The organism is Lysinibacillus sp. FSL L8-0126, assembly GCF_038630385.1.
GTDB classification, from domain to species: Bacteria; Bacillota; Bacilli; order Bacillales_A; family Planococcaceae; genus Lysinibacillus; species Lysinibacillus fusiformis_D.
This window is the reverse complement of record NZ_CP152028.1, coordinates 1,490,874-1,514,025: the sequence shown is the minus strand read 5'-3', so window position 1 is coordinate 1,514,025 and position 23,152 is coordinate 1,490,874. Positions and strand designations below refer to the sequence as shown.

The following is a 23,152-nucleotide window of genomic DNA, read 5'->3' as shown; positions in this document are numbered from 1 at the left end:
GAAAACTGAACAAGCAAAACGTAATCAATAAAGTTTTTAGTAACTAACTTCGGTTAGTGAACAAAACAAAATTTTGGACATCAAAATGATGCCAGCAAAACAATTTGAGCTATTCAAATTTCTTTTATGGAGAGTTTGATCCTGGCTCAGGACGAACGCTGGCGGCGTGCCTAATACATGCAAGTCGAGCGAACAGAGAAGGAGCTTGCTCCTTCGACGTTAGCGGCGGACGGGTGAGTAACACGTGGGCAACCTACCTTATAGTTTGGGATAACTCCGGGAAACCGGGGCTAATACCGAATAATCTGTTTCACCTCATGGTGAAACACTGAAAGACGGTTTCGGCTGTCGCTATAGGATGGGCCCGCGGCGCATTAGCTAGTTGGTGAGGTAACGGCTCACCAAGGCGACGATGCGTAGCCGACCTGAGAGGGTGATCGGCCACACTGGGACTGAGACACGGCCCAGACTCCTACGGGAGGCAGCAGTAGGGAATCTTCCACAATGGGCGAAAGCCTGATGGAGCAACGCCGCGTGAGTGAAGAAGGATTTCGGTTCGTAAAACTCTGTTGTAAGGGAAGAACAAGTACAGTAGTAACTGGCTGTACCTTGACGGTACCTTATTAGAAAGCCACGGCTAACTACGTGCCAGCAGCCGCGGTAATACGTAGGTGGCAAGCGTTGTCCGGAATTATTGGGCGTAAAGCGCGCGCAGGTGGTTTCTTAAGTCTGATGTGAAAGCCCACGGCTCAACCGTGGAGGGTCATTGGAAACTGGGAGACTTGAGTGCAGAAGAGGATAGTGGAATTCCAAGTGTAGCGGTGAAATGCGTAGAGATTTGGAGGAACACCAGTGGCGAAGGCGACTATCTGGTCTGTAACTGACACTGAGGCGCGAAAGCGTGGGGAGCAAACAGGATTAGATACCCTGGTAGTCCACGCCGTAAACGATGAGTGCTAAGTGTTAGGGGGTTTCCGCCCCTTAGTGCTGCAGCTAACGCATTAAGCACTCCGCCTGGGGAGTACGGTCGCAAGACTGAAACTCAAAGGAATTGACGGGGGCCCGCACAAGCGGTGGAGCATGTGGTTTAATTCGAAGCAACGCGAAGAACCTTACCAGGTCTTGACATCCCGTTGACCACTGTAGAGATATAGTTTCCCCTTCGGGGGCAACGGTGACAGGTGGTGCATGGTTGTCGTCAGCTCGTGTCGTGAGATGTTGGGTTAAGTCCCGCAACGAGCGCAACCCTTGATCTTAGTTGCCATCATTTAGTTGGGCACTCTAAGGTGACTGCCGGTGACAAACCGGAGGAAGGTGGGGATGACGTCAAATCATCATGCCCCTTATGACCTGGGCTACACACGTGCTACAATGGACGATACAAACGGTTGCCAACTCGCGAGAGGGAGCTAATCCGATAAAGTCGTTCTCAGTTCGGATTGTAGGCTGCAACTCGCCTACATGAAGCCGGAATCGCTAGTAATCGCGGATCAGCATGCCGCGGTGAATACGTTCCCGGGCCTTGTACACACCGCCCGTCACACCACGAGAGTTTGTAACACCCGAAGTCGGTGAGGTAACCTTTTGGAGCCAGCCGCCGAAGGTGGGATAGATGATTGGGGTGAAGTCGTAACAAGGTAGCCGTATCGGAAGGTGCGGCTGGATCACCTCCTTTCTAAGGATTATTTCGGAATACAAACCTAGGGTTTGTAAGATTACGTTTTGCGTTCAGTTTTGAAGGTTTATTAAATAATATAAAACTTCCAAGAGGGCCTATAGCTCAGCTGGTTAGAGCGCACGCCTGATAAGCGTGAGGTCGATGGTTCGAGTCCATTTAGGCCCACCATATATACCTCTTGGGGCCTTAGCTCAGCTGGGAGAGCGCCTGCCTTGCACGCAGGAGGTCAGCGGTTCGATCCCGCTAGGCTCCACCAATCTTTGTTCTTTGAAAACTGGATAAAACGACATTGAAATTGTAACAAACACATTTATTTTTTAAGTTTTTTTATAGGCTTAATAACATTAGAAGGTTTCAAGACACGAGCAGTTCTAGGAAGCAATCGAGTGAATGAAGGAGCGTACTTGAGTACGTGACTGATTGAACGAGTGAAGCTGACAACGAAATGTGATGTGTATTGAAAGCCGTTAGGTTAAGTTATTAAGGGCGCACGGCGAATGCCTTGGCACTAGGAGCCGAAGAAGGACGGCACTAACACCGATATGCTTCGGGGAGCTGTAAGTGAGCTTTGATCCGGAGATTTCCGAATGGGGGAACCCACTACGTTTAATGGCGTAGTATCTTGACGTGAATACATAGCGTCTTGAAGGCAGACCCAGGGAACTGAAACATCTAAGTACCTGGAGGAAGAGAAAGAAAAATCGATTCCCTGAGTAGCGGCGAGCGAAACGGGAAGAGCCCAAACCAAGAGGCTTGCCTCTTGGGGTTGTAGGACACTCAATACGGAGTTACAAAAGAGCGAGTTAGATGAAGCGACTTGGAAAGGTCCGCCAGAGCAGGTAAAAGCCCTGTAGTCGAAAGTTCGTTCTCTCCTGAGTGGATCCTGAGTACGGCGGAACACGTGAAATTCCGTCGGAATCCGGGAGGACCATCTCCCAAGGCTAAATACTACCTAGTGACCGATAGTGAACCAGTACCGTGAGGGAAAGGTGAAAAGCACCCCGGAAGGGGAGTGAAAGAGATCCTGAAACCGTGTGCCTACAAGTAGTTAGAGCCCGTTAATGGGTGATAGCGTGCCTTTTGTAGAATGAACCGGCGAGTTACGATTACGTGCGAGGTTAAGCTTTAGAAGGCGGAGCCGCAGCGAAAGCGAGTCTGAATAGGGCGAAATAGTACGTGGTCGTAGACCCGAAACCAGGTGATCTACCCATGTCCAGGGTGAAGGTAAGGTAACACTTACTGGAGGCCCGAACCCACGCACGTTGAAAAGTGCGGGGATGAGGTGTGGGTAGCGGAGAAATTCCAATCGAACTTGGAGATAGCTGGTTCTCTCCGAAATAGCTTTAGGGCTAGCCTCGTGATGAGAATACTGGAGGTAGAGCACTGTTTGGACTAGGGGGCCATCCCGGTTTACCGAATTCAGACAAACTCCGAATGCCAGATATTTATACACGGGAGTCAGACTGCGAGTGATAAGATCCGTAGTCAAAAGGGAAACAGCCCAGACCACCAGCTAAGGTCCCAAAGTAATCGTTAAGTGGAAAAGGATGTGGCGTTGCACAGACAACCAGGATGTTGGCTTAGAAGCAGCCATCATTTAAAGAGTGCGTAATAGCTCACTGGTCGAGTGACGCTGCGCCGAAAATGTATCGGGGCTAAACGATTCACCGAAGCTGTGGATTGACATCTACGATGTCAGTGGTAGGAGAGCGTTCTAAGTGCGTTGAAGTCAGACCGGAAGGACTGGTGGAGCGCTTAGAAGTGAGAATGCCGGTATGAGTAGCGAAAGACGGGTGAGAATCCCGTCCACCGTATGACTAAGGTTTCCTGAGGAAGGCTCGTCCGCTCAGGGTTAGTCGGGACCTAAGCCGAGGCCGATAGGCGTAGGCGATGGACAACAGGTTGATATTCCTGTACCACCTCCTCACCGTTTGAGAAATGGGGGGACGCAGTAGGATAGGGTAAGCGCGCTGTTGGTTATGCGCGTCCAAGCAGTAAGGCGTGTGTGTAGGCAAATCCGCACACTGTAACGTTGAGCTGTGATGGCGAGTCCGTATGGACGAAGTTCCTGATTTCACACTGCCAAGAAAAGCCTCTATCGAGGTGAGAGGTGCCCGTACCGCAAACCGACACAGGTAGTCGAGGAGAGAATCCTAAGGTGTGCGAGAGAACTCTCGTTAAGGAACTCGGCAAAATGACCCCGTAACTTCGGGAGAAGGGGTGCTCTTGAGCGTGCAAGCGCATGAGAGCCGCAGTGAATAGGCCCAGGCGACTGTTTAGCAAAAACACAGGTCTCTGCAAAACCGTAAGGTGACGTATAGGGGCTGACGCCTGCCCGGTGCTGGAAGGTTAAGAGGAGTGGTTAGCGCAAGCGAAGCTGCGAATTGAAGCCCCAGTAAACGGCGGCCGTAACTATAACGGTCCTAAGGTAGCGAAATTCCTTGTCGGGTAAGTTCCGACCCGCACGAAAGGCGTAACGATCTGGGCACTGTCTCAACGAGAGACTCGGTGAAATTATAGTACCTGTGAAGATGCAGGTTACCCGCGACAGGACGGAAAGACCCCGTGGAGCTTTACTGTAGCCTGATATTGAATTTTGGTACAACTTGTACAGGATAGGTAGGAGCCAGAGATCTCGGAGCGCCAGCTTCGAAGGAGGCGTCGGTGGGATACTACCCTGGTTGTATTGAAATTCTAACCCATGCCCCTTAGCGGGGCAGGAGACAGTGTCAGGCGGACAGTTTGACTGGGGCGGTCGCCTCCTAAAAGGTAACGGAGGCGCCCAAAGGTTCCCTCAGAATGGTTGGAAATCATTCGTAGAGTGTAAAGGCACAAGGGAGCTTGACTGCGAGACCTACAAGTCGAGCAGGGTCGAAAGACGGGCTTAGTGATCCGGTGGTTCCGCATGGAAGGGCCATCGCTCAACGGATAAAAGCTACCCCGGGGATAACAGGCTTATCTCCCCCAAGAGTCCACATCGACGGGGAGGTTTGGCACCTCGATGTCGGCTCATCGCATCCTGGGGCTGTAGTCGGTCCCAAGGGTTGGGCTGTTCGCCCATTAAAGCGGTACGCGAGCTGGGTTCAGAACGTCGTGAGACAGTTCGGTCCCTATCCGTCGTGGGCGTAGGAAATTTGAGAGGAGCTGTCCTTAGTACGAGAGGACCGGGATGGACACACCGCTGGTGTACCAGTTGTCTTGCCAAAGGCATCGCTGGGTAGCTATGTGTGGACGGGATAAGTGCTGAAAGCATCTAAGCATGAAGCCCCCCTCAAGATGAGATTTCCCATTACGCAAGTAAGTAAGATCCCTCAAAGACGATGAGGTAGATAGGTTCGAGGTGGAAGTGTGGTGACACATGGAGCTGACGAATACTAATCGATCGAGGACTTAACCAAAATGTTTGAACCATTCAATGAACCGTTTATCCAGTTTTGAAAGAACAAAACTTTCAATAAAAAAAGAGCTTCAAGACACAAGTAGAACAAGGAAGCAAACGAGTGATTGAAGGAGCGTACTTCTGTACGTGACTGATTGAACGAGAGCAGCTGACGCAGTAATACGCCGTGTATTGAAGGTCGACCATAGTCTAGTGATGATGGCAAAGAGGTCACACCCGTTCCCATACCGAACACGGAAGTTAAGCTCTTTAGCGCCGATGGTAGTTGGGGGCTTCCCCCTGTGAGAGTAGGACGTCGCTAGGCATAATAGAAACAGTCAGCTGTGTGCTGGCTGTTTTTTTATTTTTGTATCTTTTGAAAACCCCTTGCTATGCGAGGGGTTCTAAAGAGCTTCTAGCTATGGACAAGAAAAAATCCCCAATCGTATAATGAATTCTGGTCTGGTCAACCGACTTCGTACGAAAGGGGATCCAAATAGATAACAAGAGTTTAGCACACACAACATGGAATTGTAAGTATCACATTGTCTTTGCGCCAAAATATAGAAGGCAGATTATTTGTGTACAAATTAAAGTTAATATAGGAAGAATCCTTTGCTAGTTAGGTGAAAGAAAAGGAGCAGAAATTATCGAAGCAACAGCCTGCCCTGATTATATTCATATGTTGGTGAGTAATTCTCCAAAATTAAGTGTTTCATATGGGTTATTTGAAAGGGAAAGGTAGTTTAATGAAATTTGATTGACAGGCGAATCTGAAATACAAATATATTAACAGGGAGTTTTGATGTCGTGGATATTATGTAGATACAGTAGGAAGAAACAAAAAACATTCAGAAATATATAGTCAATGACAACAGTATTCTTGAGGATCAAATGATCATGAAGGGTTGTTCGTGCATAAAAATCTTGACTAATTTAAATTTATTTTCAGCTATATGTATGGAATGTCCTGTGCGCTTCCTTTCTCTACTATGACATAATAAGACCAATTATATTTTTGCATAAATCGTTACACTATTTTTTTGTTGGTAGATTTCTGAAAAATGTAGTGATTTCACCTTAACCATAACGAAATGTATGGCCTGCCCTTACCTTACCTGACTGTTTCGCCTCTTTCTCCTCTACGAATTGTTTCAATAGCATTTTAACTGTGTATGTTTTATATTCAGTTCCTCTAGTACTTGTTTTACTGGTATACAAGCAACTTCATTTCATTTGCCCTCATTTTACTTCAAATGGGTAACTTACTCTTAATAGCCATAGAAAAAACGTCTCTCTTAATTAATAGGTCAGTATGTACTAATTACCTTCCTTTTGTGAAATCCCTTTTATTCCGTATATTAGAAAAAATCCAATTTGATCATAAACAAAAGTTGTTAAACATGTTTTAGGTTTCGACAATAAAGTATAAATTTTAGTTCTAATCATCATTACCCTCTCTTATACTGTAAAGATTACATCAAAAAGGAGAGGAAATTTTGTGGATTGATGGCGTTTTTTCTGGTGGTGGTTTGAAGGGATTTGCCCTGGTTGGGGCATATCAAGTACTAGAAGCTGAACATTTTCGTTTTAAACGTGTAGCTGGTACAAGTGCAGGTGCAATTTTAGCTGCGTTTATTGCTGCGGGATATAGCGGTAAAGAGATCGAAGCTATGCTAGAAGAATTGGATGTACCTTCATTACTGGATCCTAGAAGAACAATATTACCTTTCCCTTTTATGAAATGGATAAATGTTTATAATCATTTAGGTCTTTATAAAGGAAAGGCATTAGAAAAATGGTTTTTTCAAAAATTAGCTGCAAAAGGTGTATATACTTTTGGAGATTTGCCTAAAGATTCACTAAAATTAGTAGCTTCAGATTTGACCAATGGTAGAATGATTGTTTTACCAGATGATCTACACAAATATCAGATTGATGCGAAGAACTTTTCAGTTGCTTGTGCACTACGTATGAGTTGTGGTATACCATTTTTCTTTGAACCAGTTACCTTAAAAACTGGCAAAGGAGAATCAGTAATCGTGGATGGTGGGGTTTTAAGTAATTTCCCATTATGGATATTTGATGATAAAGAAGGTCGAAAAGTACGACCAATTTTGGGTTTGAAGCTAAGCAGAAGGAGAGAAGAACAATGTCCGCAAGAAATTAAAAATGGCCTAAACTTATTTGAAGCATTATTTTCAACTATGAAAGACGCACATGATGAGAGGTATATATCAAGGCGACATGAAAGAGATATTATCTTTATTCCTGTAGAAGATTATAGTGCAACTCAATTTGATTTAAATGAGGAGACAAAAGAAACTCTTTTAGAAATAGGAAGAAATCGTACAATTCAATTTTTACGGAATTGGCCAAGGTTGAAATTTTAGTTCGTTTAAAATTATTTATATAAAACTATTGACCAATAATAAATGAGGTGTTATTATATAAAAGTTGCTGTTGAGATAAGCAACTACTAAAATATAAAAATAAAATAACTGTTGACATTAAATATTAAACATGTTATTATATAAAAGTTAGCTCTTAACAAAGAGAAAACATAAAATGAACCTTGAAAACTGAACAAGCAAAACGTAATCAATAAAGTTTTTAGTAACTAACCTTGGTTAGTGAACAAAACAAAATTTTGGACATCAAAATGATGCCAGCAAAACAATTTGAGCTATTCAAATTTCTTTTATGGAGAGTTTGATCCTGGCTCAGGACGAACGCTGGCGGCGTGCCTAATACATGCAAGTCGAGCGAACAGAGAAGGAGCTTGCTCCTTCGACGTTAGCGGCGGACGGGTGAGTAACACGTGGGCAACCTACCTTATAGTTTGGGATAACTCCGGGAAACCGGGGCTAATACCGAATAATCTGTTTCACCTCATGGTGAAACACTGAAAGACGGTTTCGGCTGTCGCTATAGGATGGGCCCGCGGCGCATTAGCTAGTTGGTGAGGTAACGGCTCACCAAGGCGACGATGCGTAGCCGACCTGAGAGGGTGATCGGCCACACTGGGACTGAGACACGGCCCAGACTCCTACGGGAGGCAGCAGTAGGGAATCTTCCACAATGGGCGAAAGCCTGATGGAGCAACGCCGCGTGAGTGAAGAAGGATTTCGGTTCGTAAAACTCTGTTGTAAGGGAAGAACAAGTACAGTAGTAACTGGCTGTACCTTGACGGTACCTTATTAGAAAGCCACGGCTAACTACGTGCCAGCAGCCGCGGTAATACGTAGGTGGCAAGCGTTGTCCGGAATTATTGGGCGTAAAGCGCGCGCAGGTGGTTTCTTAAGTCTGATGTGAAAGCCCACGGCTCAACCGTGGAGGGTCATTGGAAACTGGGAGACTTGAGTGCAGAAGAGGATAGTGGAATTCCAAGTGTAGCGGTGAAATGCGTAGAGATTTGGAGGAACACCAGTGGCGAAGGCGACTATCTGGTCTGTAACTGACACTGAGGCGCGAAAGCGTGGGGAGCAAACAGGATTAGATACCCTGGTAGTCCACGCCGTAAACGATGAGTGCTAAGTGTTAGGGGGTTTCCGCCCCTTAGTGCTGCAGCTAACGCATTAAGCACTCCGCCTGGGGAGTACGGTCGCAAGACTGAAACTCAAAGGAATTGACGGGGGCCCGCACAAGCGGTGGAGCATGTGGTTTAATTCGAAGCAACGCGAAGAACCTTACCAGGTCTTGACATCCCGTTGACCACTGTAGAGATATAGTTTCCCCTTCGGGGGCAACGGTGACAGGTGGTGCATGGTTGTCGTCAGCTCGTGTCGTGAGATGTTGGGTTAAGTCCCGCAACGAGCGCAACCCTTGATCTTAGTTGCCATCATTTAGTTGGGCACTCTAAGGTGACTGCCGGTGACAAACCGGAGGAAGGTGGGGATGACGTCAAATCATCATGCCCCTTATGACCTGGGCTACACACGTGCTACAATGGACGATACAAACGGTTGCCAACTCGCGAGAGGGAGCTAATCCGATAAAGTCGTTCTCAGTTCGGATTGTAGGCTGCAACTCGCCTACATGAAGCCGGAATCGCTAGTAATCGCGGATCAGCATGCCGCGGTGAATACGTTCCCGGGCCTTGTACACACCGCCCGTCACACCACGAGAGTTTGTAACACCCGAAGTCGGTGAGGTAACCTTTTGGAGCCAGCCGCCGAAGGTGGGATAGATGATTGGGGTGAAGTCGTAACAAGGTAGCCGTATCGGAAGGTGCGGCTGGATCACCTCCTTTCTAAGGATTATTTCGGAATACAAACCTAGGGTTTGTAAGATTACGTTTTGCGTTCAGTTTTGAAGGTTCATTCTTCTTGAATGAAAAGCTTCAAAACTTGTTCTTTGAAAACTGGATAAAACGACATTGAAATTGTAACAAACACATTTATTTTTTAAGTTTTTTTATAGGCTTAATAACTTGGTTAAGTTATTAAGGGCGCACGGCGAATGCCTTGGCACTAGGAGCCGAAGAAGGACGGCACTAACACCGATATGCTTCGGGGAGCTGTAAGTGAGCTTTGATCCGGAGATTTCCGAATGGGGGAACCCACTACGTTTAATCGCGTAGTATCTTGACGTGAATACATAGCGTCTTGAAGGCAGACCCAGGGAACTGAAACATCTAAGTACCTGGAGGAAGAGAAAGAAAAATCGATTCCCTGAGTAGCGGCGAGCGAAACGGGAAGAGCCCAAACCAAGAGGCTTGCCTCTTGGGGTTGTAGGACACTCAATACGGAGTTACAAAAGAGCGAGTTAGATGAAGCGACTTGGAAAGGTCCGCCAGAGCAGGTAAAAGCCCTGTAGTCGAAAGTTCGTTCTCTCCTGAGTGGATCCTGAGTACGGCGGAACACGTGAAATTCCGTCGGAATCCGGGAGGACCATCTCCCAAGGCTAAATACTACCTAGTGACCGATAGTGAACCAGTACCGTGAGGGAAAGGTGAAAAGCACCCCGGAAGGGGAGTGAAAGAGATCCTGAAACCGTGTGCCTACAAGTAGTTAGAGCCCGTTAATGGGTGATAGCGTGCCTTTTGTAGAATGAACCGGCGAGTTACGATTACGTGCGAGGTTAAGCTTTAGAAGGCGGAGCCGCAGCGAAAGCGAGTCTGAATAGGGCGAAATAGTACGTGGTCGTAGACCCGAAACCAGGTGATCTACCCATGTCCAGGGTGAAGGTAAGGTAACACTTACTGGAGGCCCGAACCCACGCACGTTGAAAAGTGCGGGGATGAGGTGTGGGTAGCGGAGAAATTCCAATCGAACTTGGAGATAGCTGGTTCTCTCCGAAATAGCTTTAGGGCTAGCCTCGTGATGAGAATACTGGAGGTAGAGCACTGTTTGGACTAGGGGGCCATCCCGGTTTACCGAATTCAGACAAACTCCGAATGCCAGATATTTATACACGGGAGTCAGACTGCGAGTGATAAGATCCGTAGTCAAAAGGGAAACAGCCCAGACCACCAGCTAAGGTCCCAAAGTAATCGTTAAGTGGAAAAGGATGTGGCGTTGCACAGACAACCAGGATGTTGGCTTAGAAGCAGCCATCATTTAAAGAGTGCGTAATAGCTCACTGGTCGAGTGACGCTGCGCCGAAAATGTATCGGGGCTAAACGATTCACCGAAGCTGTGGATTGACATCTACGATGTCAGTGGTAGGAGAGCGTTCTAAGTGCGTTGAAGTCAGACCGGAAGGACTGGTGGAGCGCTTAGAAGTGAGAATGCCGGTATGAGTAGCGAAAGACGGGTGAGAATCCCGTCCACCGTATGACTAAGGTTTCCTGAGGAAGGCTCGTCCGCTCAGGGTTAGTCGGGACCTAAGCCGAGGCCGATAGGCGTAGGCGATGGACAACAGGTTGATATTCCTGTACCACCTCCTCACCGTTTGAGAAATGGGGGGACGCAGTAGGATAGGGTAAGCGCGCTGTTGGTTATGCGCGTCCAAGCAGTAAGGCGTGTGTGTAGGCAAATCCGCACACTGTAACGTTGAGCTGTGATGGCGAGTCCGTATGGACGAAGTTCCTGATTTCACACTGCCAAGAAAAGCCTCTATCGAGGTGAGAGGTGCCCGTACCGCAAACCGACACAGGTAGTCGAGGAGAGAATCCTAAGGTGTGCGAGAGAACTCTCGTTAAGGAACTCGGCAAAATGACCCCGTAACTTCGGGAGAAGGGGTGCTCTTGAGCGTGCAAGCGCATGAGAGCCGCAGTGAATAGGCCCAGGCGACTGTTTAGCAAAAACACAGGTCTCTGCAAAACCGTAAGGTGACGTATAGGGGCTGACGCCTGCCCGGTGCTGGAAGGTTAAGAGGAGTGGTTAGCGCAAGCGAAGCTGCGAATTGAAGCCCCAGTAAACGGCGGCCGTAACTATAACGGTCCTAAGGTAGCGAAATTCCTTGTCGGGTAAGTTCCGACCCGCACGAAAGGCGTAACGATCTGGGCACTGTCTCAACGAGAGACTCGGTGAAATTATAGTACCTGTGAAGATGCAGGTTACCCGCGACAGGACGGAAAGACCCCGTGGAGCTTTACTGTAGCCTGATATTGAATTTTGGTACAACTTGTACAGGATAGGTAGGAGCCAGAGATCTCGGAGCGCCAGCTTCGAAGGAGGCGTCGGTGGGATACTACCCTGGTTGTATTGAAATTCTAACCCATGCCCCTTAGCGGGGCAGGAGACAGTGTCAGGCGGACAGTTTGACTGGGGCGGTCGCCTCCTAAAAGGTAACGGAGGCGCCCAAAGGTTCCCTCAGAATGGTTGGAAATCATTCGTAGAGTGTAAAGGCACAAGGGAGCTTGACTGCGAGACCTACAAGTCGAGCAGGGTCGAAAGACGGGCTTAGTGATCCGGTGGTTCCGCATGGAAGGGCCATCGCTCAACGGATAAAAGCTACCCCGGGGATAACAGGCTTATCTCCCCCAAGAGTCCACATCGACGGGGAGGTTTGGCACCTCGATGTCGGCTCATCGCATCCTGGGGCTGTAGTCGGTCCCAAGGGTTGGGCTGTTCGCCCATTAAAGCGGTACGCGAGCTGGGTTCAGAACGTCGTGAGACAGTTCGGTCCCTATCCGTCGTGGGCGTAGGAAATTTGAGAGGAGCTGTCCTTAGTACGAGAGGACCGGGATGGACACACCGCTGGTGTACCAGTTGTCTTGCCAAAGGCATCGCTGGGTAGCTATGTGTGGACGGGATAAGTGCTGAAAGCATCTAAGCATGAAGCCCCCCTCAAGATGAGATTTCCCATTACGCAAGTAAGTAAGATCCCTCAAAGACGATGAGGTAGATAGGTTCGAGGTGGAAGTGTGGTGACACATGGAGCTGACGAATACTAATCGATCGAGGACTTAACCAAAATGTTTGAACCATTCAATGAACCGTTTATCCAGTTTTGAAAGAACAAAACTTTCAATAAAAAAAGAGCTTCAAGACACAAGTAGAACAAGGAAGCAAACGAGTGATTGAAGGAGCGTACTTCTGTACGTGACTGATTGAACGAGAGCAGCTGACGCAGTAATACGCCGTGTATTGAAGGTCGACCATAGTCTAGTGATGATGGCAAAGAGGTCACACCCGTTCCCATACCGAACACGGAAGTTAAGCTCTTTAGCGCCGATGGTAGTTGGGGGCTTCCCCCTGTGAGAGTAGGACGTCGCTAGGCATAATAGAAACAGTCAGCTGTGTGCTGGCTGTTTTTTTATTTCCTAATGAAATTCTTTAATAATTTAAAGAATTTTCTACAAAAAACAATTACTTTCTAAGAAATATTATGAAAAAATTAAATATATCTAACTCATTCTATATTTTTACTGTAGCTATTTATTTGGATTTTTAATTAAAATTTGCTATCATTAAAAATCTGAATTGTCTTTCTTTTATAAGTTTCTTGACAGTAGCAGTCCACGTTGTTAATCTTACAATTAATATTCTTTTAACTATAGGAGGAAGTTACGAAAATGTGGGAGACTAAATTTGCCAAAGAAGGTTTAACTTTTGATGATGTATTATTAGTACCAGCTCATTCCGAAGTATTACCGAAAGATGTTGATCTATCTGTTCAATTAACACCAAAGATTAAATTAAACATTCCAATGGTCAGTGCAGGTATGGATACAGTTACAGAGTCTAAAATGGCGATTGCTATGGCACGTCAAGGCGGTATCGGTATTATTCATAAAAACATGGGGATCGATGAGCAAGCTGAACAAGTAGAAAAAGTAAAACGTTCTGAAAATGGTGTTATTACAAACCCATTCTTCTTAACTCCGACACATCAAGTTTTCGATGCTGAGCATCTAATGGGGAAATACCGAATCTCTGGTGTACCTATTGTTGATAGTATGGAAAATCAAAAGCTAGTAGGGATTATTACAAACCGTGACTTACGTTTTATCTCTGATTACTCTTTAAAAATTGAAGATGTAATGACAAAAGAAGATTTGATTACAGCACCTGTAGGAACGACTTTAGAGGATGCTGAAAAAATTCTTCAACAATATAAAATCGAAAAACTTCCAATTGTAGATGAAGAAGGTAGATTAACTGGCCTTATTACAATTAAAGATATCGAGAAAGTAATTGAGTTCCCGAATGCTGCTAAAGATACACATGGTCGTTTACTAGTAGGAGCAGCAGTCGGTGTATCAAAAGATACAATGGTGCGTATTGAGAAACTTGTAGAAGCACAAGTTGACATTGTAGTAATCGATACAGCCCATGGGCATTCAGAAGGCGTTTTACAAACAATCCGTTCAATCCGAGAAACCTACCCAGAGTTAGAGATCATTGCTGGTAACGTAGCAACAGGAGAAGGTGCACGTGCATTATTTGAAGCTGGTGCAGATGTTGTTAAAGTAGGTATTGGTCCAGGTTCTATTTGTACTACACGTGTTGTAGCTGGTGTGGGTGTACCACAAATTACAGCAGTATATGATTGTGCTACAGTAGCTCGTGAGCTTGGTAAAACAATTATTGCTGATGGTGGTATTAAATACTCTGGTGATATCGTAAAAGCTCTAGCAGCTGGAGGTAATGTTGTAATGCTTGGTTCACTTCTTGCAGGTACATCTGAATCTCCTGGAGAAACAGAAATCTTCCAAGGACGTCGTTTCAAAGTTTACCGTGGTATGGGTTCTATCGGAGCAATGGAAAAAGGTTCTAAAGATCGTTACTTCCAAGAGGATGCGAAAAAATTAGTACCTGAGGGTATTGAGGGTCGCCTTCCATATAAGGGACCATTAGCTGATACAATTTACCAACTGATTGGTGGTATTCGCGCTGGTATGGGTTATTGTGGAGCACCACATCTTGAGCACCTACGAGATAATGCACAATTTGTTAGAATGACAGGTGCTGGTCTACGGGAATCACATCCACATGATGTACAGATTACAAAAGAATCACCAAACTATTCCATGTAATAAATTACTTGCAACTTTTATGCTTTCGCATCGTCTACAAAGATGGCGCGAGAGCATTTTTTTTATGGTAGAGAGTCAACACGGTTGTTGTTATCTATGATAAAATGTCGAGGACAAGATTATTTTTTTGGAGGGCTTTAAAGGTGAAAAAGAAAATGAACACCGTATTACGTTTACTCCTAATCCCTGTTTTATTATTTAGTATTTTTGCGGGTATTCCTGCAAAGGCAAATGCGGAAACAGATTTGGGATTAACAGTGGATGCTGCGATTTTAATTGACGCAGATTCAGGGAAAATTTTGTATGAACAAAACGCAGATACTTCACTAGGTATTGCAAGTATGACGAAAATGATGACTGAATACCTGTTACTGGACGCGATTGATGCAGGGACAGTTAAGTGGGAACAGGAATATCAAGTAACAGATTATACGTATCGTATGTCTCAAAATCGTGCATTAAGTAATGTACCTTTACGTAGAGATGGCTCTTACACGATTCGTGAGTTATACGAAGCCATGGCCATTTATTCGGCAAATGCGGCAACCGTAGCTATTGCCGAAACGATTGCGGGTTCTGAGACTGAATTTTTAAAGTTAATGAATAAAAAGGCAGAGGAACTTGGCTTAGAGGGCTATAAATTTGTCAATTCTACGGGTCTTAATAACGCTGATTTATTTGGTATGCATCCATCAGGTACAGGTCCAGAAGACGAAAATGTGATGCCTGCTAAATCTGTAGCTAAATTGGCGTATCATCTATTAAAAGACCACCCGAAGGTTTTAGAAACATCTCAAATTACAAAGAAAACGTTCCGTGAAGGCACAGATGATGCAATTGAAATGTCTAACTGGAACTTTATGTTACCTGGATTAGTGTATGAGTATCAAGGTGTAGATGGATTAAAAACAGGTACAACAAACTTTGCAGGTCACTGCTTCACAGGTACTGCAGAGCGCAATGGTACTCGTTTGATTGCAGTGGTTATGAAAGCTGTTGATGCAAATGGACAAGGATCATATGCAGCTCGCTTTGATGCCACAGCAAAATTATTTAATTATGGTTTTTCACAATTCTCTAAACAAGAAATTTTACCAGCGAACTATACATTCAAAGATCAAAAAACAGTAAAAGTGACAAAAGGTAAAGAAGACAAAGTAGCGATTGCAGTAAAAGAACCAATTTCATTTATGATTAAGTCTTCTGATAAAGATTTATATAAACCTACATTGGTTTTAGATAAAAAGAGTTTAGAGGCAGATGTTAAGAAAGACACTGTTGTAGGAAAGGTCGTTATTGAGCGCACAGAAGGCACTGATTACGGCTTTATCGATGGCAAGGATATTTCATCCGATGTTGTCACAACAGAGGCTGTAGAGCGTGCTAGCGGTATTTCATTGTTCTTCCAAGGTATAGGTAACTTCTTCGGCAATTTATGGGGAGGCATTACAGACTTTGTTGGGGGACTATTTTAATCTATAGTTAATGAGCACATGAATGTTATAAAGCATTCATGTGCTTTTTCACATTTTAGCATAGTCCTGCATAAGCTAATAGGCGAAAGGATGTGGCTAAATGTGTGGAATTACAGGATGGGCTAGTTTTCAAAGGGATTTAAGAACAAGTGACACAATTTTAAAATCGATGACACAAACATTAAATAAAAGAGGGCCGGATGATGAAAATATTTGGTGTAGTGAGCATATTGCATTTGGCCATCGACGATTGGCAGTTATCGATCTAATTGGCGGCAAACAGCCAATGAAAAAAATACATGATGGCGTAAACTATGTCATTACATACAATGGCGAACTTTATAATACGGAAGAGTTACGTAAAGAACTTTTAAAAAGAGGACACAGCTTTACAACACATTCAGATACGGAAGTGTTATTAACTGCCTATATTGAATGGAAAGAAAAATGTGTAGATTTTTTAAATGGCATTTTTGCCTTCGGTGTTTGGGATGAGCAAACACAATCACTATTTTTATGCCGAGATCGATTAGGTGTGAAACCTTTGTATTATACAGAGCAACAAGGCGGTGTGCTTTTTGCATCTGAAGTGAAGGCCTTGTTGGCACATCCGACGGTTCAAGCAAGTGTAAATGTGGAAGGATTGGCAAGTATGATGGCTGTAGGACCCTCTAGAGCACCAGGCAAGACACTTTTTCAAAATATCGAGGAATTAAGACCGGGATATGCTATGCGGTTTTCCAGAGAAGGCTTGAAAAAGTGGTCATATTGGCAGCTACAAAGCAAAAGGCATGAAGAAACATTAGAGGAAACTACTGAGCATGTTCGTTTTTTATTGACGGATGCTATTGAACGTCAGCTTATTTCAGATGTACCTATTTGTACATTTCTTTCAGGTGGACTTGATTCCAGTATTATTACCGGCATTGCAGCAAATAGATTTCAACAACAAAATAATAAATTGCATACATTTTCTATCGATTACGAAGATAATGAACGTTTCTTTAATCCACATGCTTTCCAAACATCAACGGATACGTATTGGATACAAAAAATGACGGATACTTTCCAGACAACACATCATGCAGAGGAAATCACGCAACAACAATTAATTGATTTATTAGTAGAATCAGTGATCGTCCGGGATTCTCCTGGAATGGCAGATGTCGACTCATCGTTATTATGGTTTTGTCGAGAAATAAAAAAAGATTTTACTGTAGCATTATCAGGAGAGTGTGCAGATGAAATTTTTGGTGGATACCCATGGTTTCAAGAAAAAACTTCAGGTTTTCCTTGGATTCGTTCATTGTCTGAAAGAGGTGGATTACTTCAAGAGAAGTGGGATAAAAAATTAAAAATTGAGTCCTATGCACATCAACTCTACACACAAACAATGGCTGAAGTACCGTTGTTAGATGGAGAAAGTCCGGCAGAAGCAAGACATCGAGAAATGTTTTATTTAAATATGCTCTGGTTCATGCAAACATTGTTAGAAAGAAAAGATCGTATGAGCATGGGGGCAAGTTTAGAGGTGCGTGTTCCTTTTGCAGATCATAGGCTTGTGGAATATGCTTGGAATATTCCGTGGGAAATGAAGAATTTGGATGGAATAGAAAAAGGATTACTTCGAAAATCGATGGCACACTTATTACCTGATGAAGTGTTGTATCGTAAAAAGAATCCTTATCCTAAAACGTACCACCCTGTTTATACAGCAGGTGTTCAAAAATGGTTGAGAGAAATCCTTCACGATAAAAATTCAATTTTACATGAACTATTTGAACGACAAAAGCTTGCAGAGTTAATTGAATCGGGAGGTAGCTCTTTTAAAATTCCATGGTATGGGCAATTAATGGCAGGGCCTCAGCTTTTAGCATATTTAGGGCAAATTCATACATGGTTTGAACACTATCAGATTCAATTGATTGAAACGTAAAAGAAAATGACCTATCTACTAACTAGTAGACGGGTCATTTTTTTCTATTTCCCAACAATCCATCAGCTGTTCAATGGATTGTTCAATTGTTTGAACAGGTATTCCACCAAAGCCAAGTAAAAATTGAGCATGTGAAGATTCATAATGGTCTAGTCTATAAGCAGATAACGGATAAATACCAATCTCCGCTTGAGAAGCAAGTTGCTGTAATTGTTTTTCTGATAAAATGTGCTGTACTTCTAATAAAATATGCATTCCAGCTTGTTCACCAGTTATTTTAATCGCTGAAGAATATTTTTCTAAAAAGGAGGTTAGCTTATCATGTTTTTTTCGATAAACTTTACGCATTCGATTAAGGTGCTTTGCAAAATGCCCGTCTCGCATAAAATTTGCCACGATATGCTGATCGAAGCGAGGTACAGTAGATGAATAATAATTAAAGACATCGTTATATGTGGCAAGTAGTTTAGGTGGAAGTACAAAATAAGCTACTCGCAAGGATGGCATTAATGACTTTGTAAAAGTACTCATGTAAATCACTGTATCATTTCGATCTAAGGCATGTAGTGCAGGAATTGGTTTTCCAGCATAACGAAATTCCGAATCATAATCATCTTCAATAATATAACGTGAGGAGCTCTGAGCAGCCCAGTTTAAAGCTTGTGCCCGTCTAGTGGCAGATAATACCGCACCGGTAGGAAATTGGTGTGAGGGTGTAATATAAACGACATTAGCGCTCGTTTTTTCAAGCTCATGAATAATAATTCCCTCTTCATCCACTGCAATCGGATAGACTTTTCGTTTATGCTGCGAAAACATACGATGCACGGCTGGGTACCCTGGGTTTTCTAGGGCAAAGCAGGTATCGTCGTTAAAAAGACGTAGGATCATAGGCAGAAGCTGTTCAGTACCAGAGCCAATTACGATTTGCTCTGGATGACAGACAACACCGCGTGATTGATATAGATAATTTGCAATCTCTGTACGTAAAGAAAGTTCACCTTGAGGTTCACCTGTTAATAATAATTCTTTTGAGGTATCGTCAAAAAGCTCTTTCGCATACTTTCTCCATGTTTGAAACGGAAAGGCATCGATATCAATAGAACCAGGATTAAAATCAATTTTGTATGTTTTTTTCTTAGGATGCTCATTGACGGAGGTTACATTGTCTTGCTGAATGTAGGGTAGTTCATCTATTTCTTCAACAAAGTAGCCAACCCGTGATTTAGACATAATATAACCTTCAGCTAATAGCTGTGCATAAGCAATTTCAATTGTTGTTTGAGAAATATTTAAAAAATCGGATAATTTTCTTTTTGACGGTAATTTTTCTCCTACCATTATTTTCTTGGAAATAATAGCATCCTTAATACCGTTATAAAGCTGATCATAAAGCGGTTTATCACTATCTCTTTCAAGCTGAAATAAAAGCATATCCATGTTGTATAACCTCCTGACCTTATGATTATTTTAAAAACTGGATATTTTTATATGGTCAATTTCTATTATACTAAACTTCATCATAAAGGTGGAGGTTAGAAAATGAAACAAACAGGTACAGAGTTAGTAAAACGTGGAATGGCAGAAATGCAAAAGGGCGGCGTTATTATGGACGTCATTAATGCAGAGCAAGCAAAAATAGCAGAAGCAGCAGGCGCTGTAGCCGTTATGGCATTAGAAAGGGTACCTTCAGATATTCGTAAGGCAGGTGGCGTTGCACGTATGGCTGATCCTCGTATTGTGGAGGAAGTAATGGCGGCTGTAACCATTCCTGTTATGGCAAAGGCACGTATAGGGCATATCGTTGAAGCACGCGTTTTAGAGGCAATGGGGGTTGATTATATTGATGAAAGTGAAGTTTTAACACCAGCAGATGAAGAATACCATTTATTAAAAAGTGATTACACAGTACCGTTTGTGTGCGGCTGTCGTGATTTAGGTGAAGCAGCCCGTCGTATCGGAGAAGGCGCGTCAATGCTACGAACAAAAGGTGAACCAGGAACAGGGAATATAGTGGAGGCAGTTCGACATATTCGCAAAGTAAATGCTCAGGTACGTAAAGTAGTGGGTATGACAGAAGATGAATTAATGACGGAGGCAAAATTACTGGGGGCTCCTTTCGAATTATTAAGAGAAATTAAACGTCTTGGTCGTTTACCAGTAGTAAATTTTGCGGCAGGTGGTGTTGCTACGCCAGCCGATGCTGCATTAATGATGGAGCTTGGAGCTGATGGCGTTTTCGTGGGCTCTGGTATTTTCAAATCCGAAAATCCAGAAAAATTTGCACGTGCTATTGTGGAGGCGACTACCCACTATAAAGACTATAAGCTAATTGCTGAAATATCTAAAGAGCTCGGTGTACCAATGAAGGGTATTGATATTGCACAGCTTGGGCAAAACGAGCGTATGCAAGAGCGAGGCTGGTAAAATGAAACGAATTGGTGTTTTAGCATTACAAGGAGCAGTCCGTGAGCATGTCCAAATGTTAGAAGGGCTTGATTGTGAAGCGATTTTAGTAAAACAGAAGAAGGATTTAGTGAATCTCGATGGACTTGTACTACCTGGTGGGGAAAGTACGACAATGCGAAAATTGCTGGACCGTTTTGACCTACTAGAGCCAATCCGTGAACTTGCACAGCAAGGTTTACCGGTATTTGGGACATGCGCAGGATTAATTTTATTAGCCAATCAATTAGTGGATGACGAACCGCATTTAGCAGTTATGGATGTGACGGTAGCAAGAAATTCATTTGGACGTCAGATAGATAGCTTCGAAGTTCAACTGGATATTCCTAAAATAGGTGCACGTATTCCAGCAGTTTTTATTCGTGCACCTCATATTGAAGCGGTAGGTAAAGATGTTGATGTTCTCGCTCAGCATGACGGAAAAATAATTTTGGCGCAAGATGGTCATTTATTAGGTTGTTCGTTTCATCCTGAATTAACAGCAGATAAGCGAATTCTTGAATATTTTGTCTCCTCTATGGTATGACTTGCAAAATTTGTTTTCATATAGTACAGTATGGTTAAAATTTAAATAATTGAACACGATGATGGGAAGTAGTAACAAGCACGTTTTTTTTAGAGAGTCAGCGGTTGGTGGAAGCTGATAAAAGCACTTGTGAATCCGTCCTGGAGTTGCACAGTCGAAGTGAGTGAAGTAGGCTGTAGCCGGCTGAAATGCCGTTATAAAATAAGTGGATTAGGCATACGCCTAGTCAATTAGGGTGGCAACGCGGGTAGCTCTCGTCCCTTTCCAGGGATGAGGGCTTTTTTGTGTTTATTTTGATGCAACAATTTCCCATCATTAAAGAAACTATTGGAGGTATGAATATGTTAGATATTAAACGTGTACGCGATAATTTCGCGGAAATTAAAGAAATGCTATTAACACGTAATGAAGATTTAGGTAACTTAGATGACTTTGAAGGCTTAGATGCAAAGCGTCGTGAATTAATTGCTAAAACGGAAGAATTAAAAGCAGAACGTAATAAAGTATCTGAACAAATTTCACTTATGAAGCGCAATAAGGAAAACGCAGATGAAGTCATTGCTCGTATGCGTCAGGTAGGCGATGAAATTAAAGAATTAGACAATCAATTAAATGATGTAGAAGAGCGCTTTAAAGATATGATGATGCGTTTACCAAACATTCCTCATGAATCTGTCCCAGTAGGTACAACAGAGGACGACAATGTTGAGGAATATACTTGGGGCGAAATTCCAGCATTTGATTTTGATATTAAAGCACATTGGGATCTAGCGACAGATTTGAAAATTGTGGATTTTGAACGTGGCGCAAAAGTAACAGGTAGCCGTTTCTTATTCTACCGTGGTCTTGGAGCTCGTTTAGAACGTGCATTAATGACGTTCATGATGGATTTACATGCAGAAGAGCATGGCTATGAGGAAATGCTACCACCTGTCATTGTAAATCGTGATAGCTTAACAGGTACTGGACAGCTTCCAAAATTCGAGGAAGATGTATTCAAATTAGAAGAAACGGATTATTTCATGATTCCAACAGCAGAGGTTCCAGTAACGAACTTCTATCGTGATGAAATATTACCAGCTGAGGCTTTACCACAAGGCTTTGCTGCGTACAGTGCATGCTTCCGCTCAGAGGCAGGTTCTGCAGGACGTGATACACGTGGTTTAATCCGTCAACACCAATTCAATAAAGTAGAACTAGTTCGTTTTGTAAAACCAGAGGAATCATACGAACAATTAGAGCTATTAACAGGTCATGCTGAAAAAGTACTGCAATTATTAGGATTACCATATCGTAAACTAAAAATGTGTACAGCCGATTTAGGCTTTACTGCAGCAAAGAAATATGATTTAGAAGTGTGGATTCCAGCACAAAACATGTACCGTGAAATTTCTTCTTGTTCTAACTTTGAGGATTTCCAAGCACGACGTGCAAATATCCGCTTCCGTCGTGAGCCAAATGCAAAACCAGAGTATGTTCACACATTAAATGGTTCAGGTCTTGCCATTGGTCGTACAGTTGCGGCTATCCTGGAAAACTATCAACAAGCTGATGGAAGCGTAGTGATTCCTGAAGTTTTAAGACCTTATATGGGTGGTAAAGACGTAATCGCACCAAAATAAAAAACAAATAAAAGCTATTTTAGACCATCCTTTAGGGGAGAATCTAAAATGGCTTTTTTGCTTTTCCAAAATTGAAATCTCCCATGAAAGGTTTTGCAATTTTTTATAATCTAGCAAATTTAAATATATTATTAGAAATTGGCTTAACACCTGAAACAAGTACCGTTTTTGAAGTTATGCAACCAGGGAAACCCGTTTTAACCTATGGGCAACAGCTTACAACATTAGATGGTTTTAGTTATTTATCGCTAAACTTATCCCATTATGGAGCAATGGAAAGCTATGGAGGCAATTGAATTCTCAGAGCATTTTTATGAAAGTAAGCAATTAAAATGCTTAAATAATTTCCTGGGACATAATCTATCTCGAGATAATCATACGGCCTATCGTCTAGAGGATTTCATTACGATAAACACTGAAATGAAGTCTCAACTTGAAAAGGCCAGTCGTAGCGCAAAGAAAAATGCTCCGATTTTATTAACAGGGGAAACTAGAATAGAGAAAGATTTTATAGCACAAGTTCTTCATAATGAAATTGGACGCTATACTAAGTAAATGAAGAAAGAAAAGGACAGTTACAGGAAGCTAATGGTGGAAAGTTACTCATTGACCACCAGATGTATCTTTACAAGCAAAGTTATAT

10 protein-coding genes, 2 tRNA genes, 6 rRNA genes, 1 pseudogene and 1 other annotated feature are annotated in these 23,152 nt (G+C 43.3%); of the genes and pseudogenes, 18 read left to right on the top strand and 1 reads right to left on the bottom strand.

All coding sequences use genetic code 11. The annotated features are described in order from the left end of the window. The first annotated feature begins 123 nt into the window (after positions 1–123). The 13 genes and pseudogenes from MHI34_RS07285 (at position 124) to asnB (ending at position 17,895) form a co-directional block, all read left to right on the top strand. Positions 124–1,675: ribosomal RNA gene (locus tag MHI34_RS07285) — 16S ribosomal RNA — on the top strand. 94 nt (positions 1,676–1,769) lie between these two features. Continuing rightward, positions 1,770–1,846, top strand: a tRNA-Ile gene (locus MHI34_RS07280). A 12-nt stretch (positions 1,847–1,858) separates the two neighbouring features. Then, a tRNA-Ala gene (locus MHI34_RS07275) sits at positions 1,859–1,934 on the top strand. Positions 1,935–2,148: 214 nt separating this feature from the next. After that, positions 2,149–5,076 (top strand): 23S ribosomal RNA (locus tag MHI34_RS07270). A 190-nt stretch (positions 5,077–5,266) separates the two neighbouring features. Then, positions 5,267–5,382: ribosomal RNA gene (gene rrf / locus MHI34_RS07265) — 5S ribosomal RNA — on the top strand. The 16S, 23S and 5S rRNA genes sit together here with 2 tRNA genes alongside, the layout of an rRNA operon. Before the next feature lie 171 nt (positions 5,383–5,553). Continuing rightward, positions 5,554–5,860 (top strand): annotated as a pseudogene (gene tnpA, locus MHI34_RS07260) (IS200/IS605 family transposase); the annotation flags it as partial. Between the two features lie 696 nt (positions 5,861–6,556). Beyond that, a complete protein-coding gene (locus MHI34_RS07255; RefSeq protein ID WP_036124545.1) occupies positions 6,557–7,450 on the top strand; it encodes a patatin-like phospholipase family protein in 894 nt (297 codons plus the stop codon). A 307-nt stretch (positions 7,451–7,757) separates the two neighbouring features. Beyond that, positions 7,758–9,309: ribosomal RNA gene (locus MHI34_RS07250) — 16S ribosomal RNA — on the top strand. A gap of 182 nt (positions 9,310–9,491) precedes the next feature. Further along, positions 9,492–12,419, top strand: a 23S ribosomal RNA gene (locus MHI34_RS07245). Positions 12,420–12,609: 190 nt separating this feature from the next. Then, a 5S ribosomal RNA gene (rrf, locus tag MHI34_RS07240) occupies positions 12,610–12,725 on the top strand. Between the two features lie 295 nt (positions 12,726–13,020). Continuing rightward, a complete protein-coding gene (guaB, locus tag MHI34_RS07235) occupies positions 13,021–14,484 on the top strand; it encodes an IMP dehydrogenase (protein WP_036122042.1) in 1,464 nt (487 codons plus the stop codon). 143 nt (positions 14,485–14,627) lie between these two features. Then, on the top strand, positions 14,628–15,959 hold the full coding sequence (locus tag MHI34_RS07230) for a D-alanyl-D-alanine carboxypeptidase family protein (RefSeq protein ID WP_080717062.1): 1,332 nt from the start codon (positions 14,628–14,630) through the stop codon (positions 15,957–15,959). Between the two features lie 100 nt (positions 15,960–16,059). Then, positions 16,060–17,895 (top strand): asparagine synthase (glutamine-hydrolyzing), encoded by a 1,836-nt coding sequence (gene asnB, locus MHI34_RS07225; protein ID WP_249646133.1) that lies wholly within the window; start codon positions 16,060–16,062, stop codon positions 17,893–17,895. Between the two features lie 18 nt (positions 17,896–17,913). On the opposite strand, the gene MHI34_RS07220 is transcribed toward asnB, so the two are convergent. Continuing rightward, positions 17,914–19,335 (bottom strand): PLP-dependent aminotransferase family protein, encoded by a 1,422-nt coding sequence (locus MHI34_RS07220; RefSeq protein ID WP_089934910.1) that lies wholly within the window; start codon positions 19,333–19,335, stop codon positions 17,914–17,916. A gap of 102 nt (positions 19,336–19,437) precedes the next feature. Between MHI34_RS07220 and pdxS the strand changes: the two genes are divergently transcribed. The 5 genes from pdxS to MHI34_RS07195 all read left to right on the top strand — a co-directional run bounded on the left by pdxS (position 19,438) and on the right by MHI34_RS07195 (position 23,064). After that, positions 19,438–20,322: a pyridoxal 5'-phosphate synthase lyase subunit PdxS gene (gene pdxS / locus MHI34_RS07215; protein WP_058843219.1), complete on the top strand. Its 885-nt coding sequence runs from the start codon at positions 19,438–19,440 to the stop codon at positions 20,320–20,322. Position 20,323: 1 nt separating this feature from the next. Next, a complete protein-coding gene (gene pdxT, locus MHI34_RS07210; RefSeq protein ID WP_036122068.1) occupies positions 20,324–20,887 on the top strand; it encodes a pyridoxal 5'-phosphate synthase glutaminase subunit PdxT in 564 nt (187 codons plus the stop codon). A gap of 49 nt (positions 20,888–20,936) precedes the next feature. Next, positions 20,937–21,152, top strand: a binding site (T-box leader). Positions 21,153–21,228: 76 nt separating this feature from the next. Further along, on the top strand, positions 21,229–22,509 hold the full coding sequence (gene serS / locus MHI34_RS07205) for a serine--tRNA ligase (RefSeq protein ID WP_089934916.1): 1,281 nt from the start codon (positions 21,229–21,231) through the stop codon (positions 22,507–22,509). A gap of 83 nt (positions 22,510–22,592) precedes the next feature. Next, positions 22,593–22,805 carry a hypothetical protein gene (locus tag MHI34_RS07200; RefSeq protein WP_244504897.1) on the top strand — a complete coding sequence of 71 codons (213 nt, stop codon included), beginning with the start codon at positions 22,593–22,595 and terminating at the stop codon, positions 22,803–22,805. After that, positions 22,792–23,064 carry a sigma 54-interacting transcriptional regulator gene (locus tag MHI34_RS07195; RefSeq protein WP_244504896.1) on the top strand — a complete coding sequence of 91 codons (273 nt, stop codon included), beginning with the start codon at positions 22,792–22,794 and terminating at the stop codon, positions 23,062–23,064. The genes MHI34_RS07200 and MHI34_RS07195 overlap by 14 nt, the downstream gene beginning before the upstream one ends. Positions 23,065–23,152 lie beyond the last annotated feature (88 nt).

Coding starts and splice junctions, on each gene's coding strand:
- MHI34_RS07200 (WP_244504897.1), top strand. CDS start 22,593: ATGAAAGGTTTTGCAATTTTTTATAATCTAGCAAATTTAAATATATTA.
- guaB (WP_036122042.1), top strand. CDS start 13,021: ATGTGGGAGACTAAATTTGCCAAAGAAGGTTTAACTTTTGATGATGTA.
- serS (WP_089934916.1), top strand. CDS start 21,229: ATGTTAGATATTAAACGTGTACGCGATAATTTCGCGGAAATTAAAGAA.
- pdxT (WP_036122068.1), top strand. CDS start 20,324: ATGAAACGAATTGGTGTTTTAGCATTACAAGGAGCAGTCCGTGAGCAT.
- MHI34_RS07220 (WP_089934910.1), bottom strand. CDS start 19,335: ATGGATATGCTTTTATTTCAGCTTGAAAGAGATAGTGATAAACCGCTT.
- pdxS (WP_058843219.1), top strand. CDS start 19,438: ATGAAACAAACAGGTACAGAGTTAGTAAAACGTGGAATGGCAGAAATG.
- asnB (WP_249646133.1), top strand. CDS start 16,060: ATGTGTGGAATTACAGGATGGGCTAGTTTTCAAAGGGATTTAAGAACA.
- MHI34_RS07195 (WP_244504896.1), top strand. CDS start 22,792: ATGGAGGCAATTGAATTCTCAGAGCATTTTTATGAAAGTAAGCAATTA.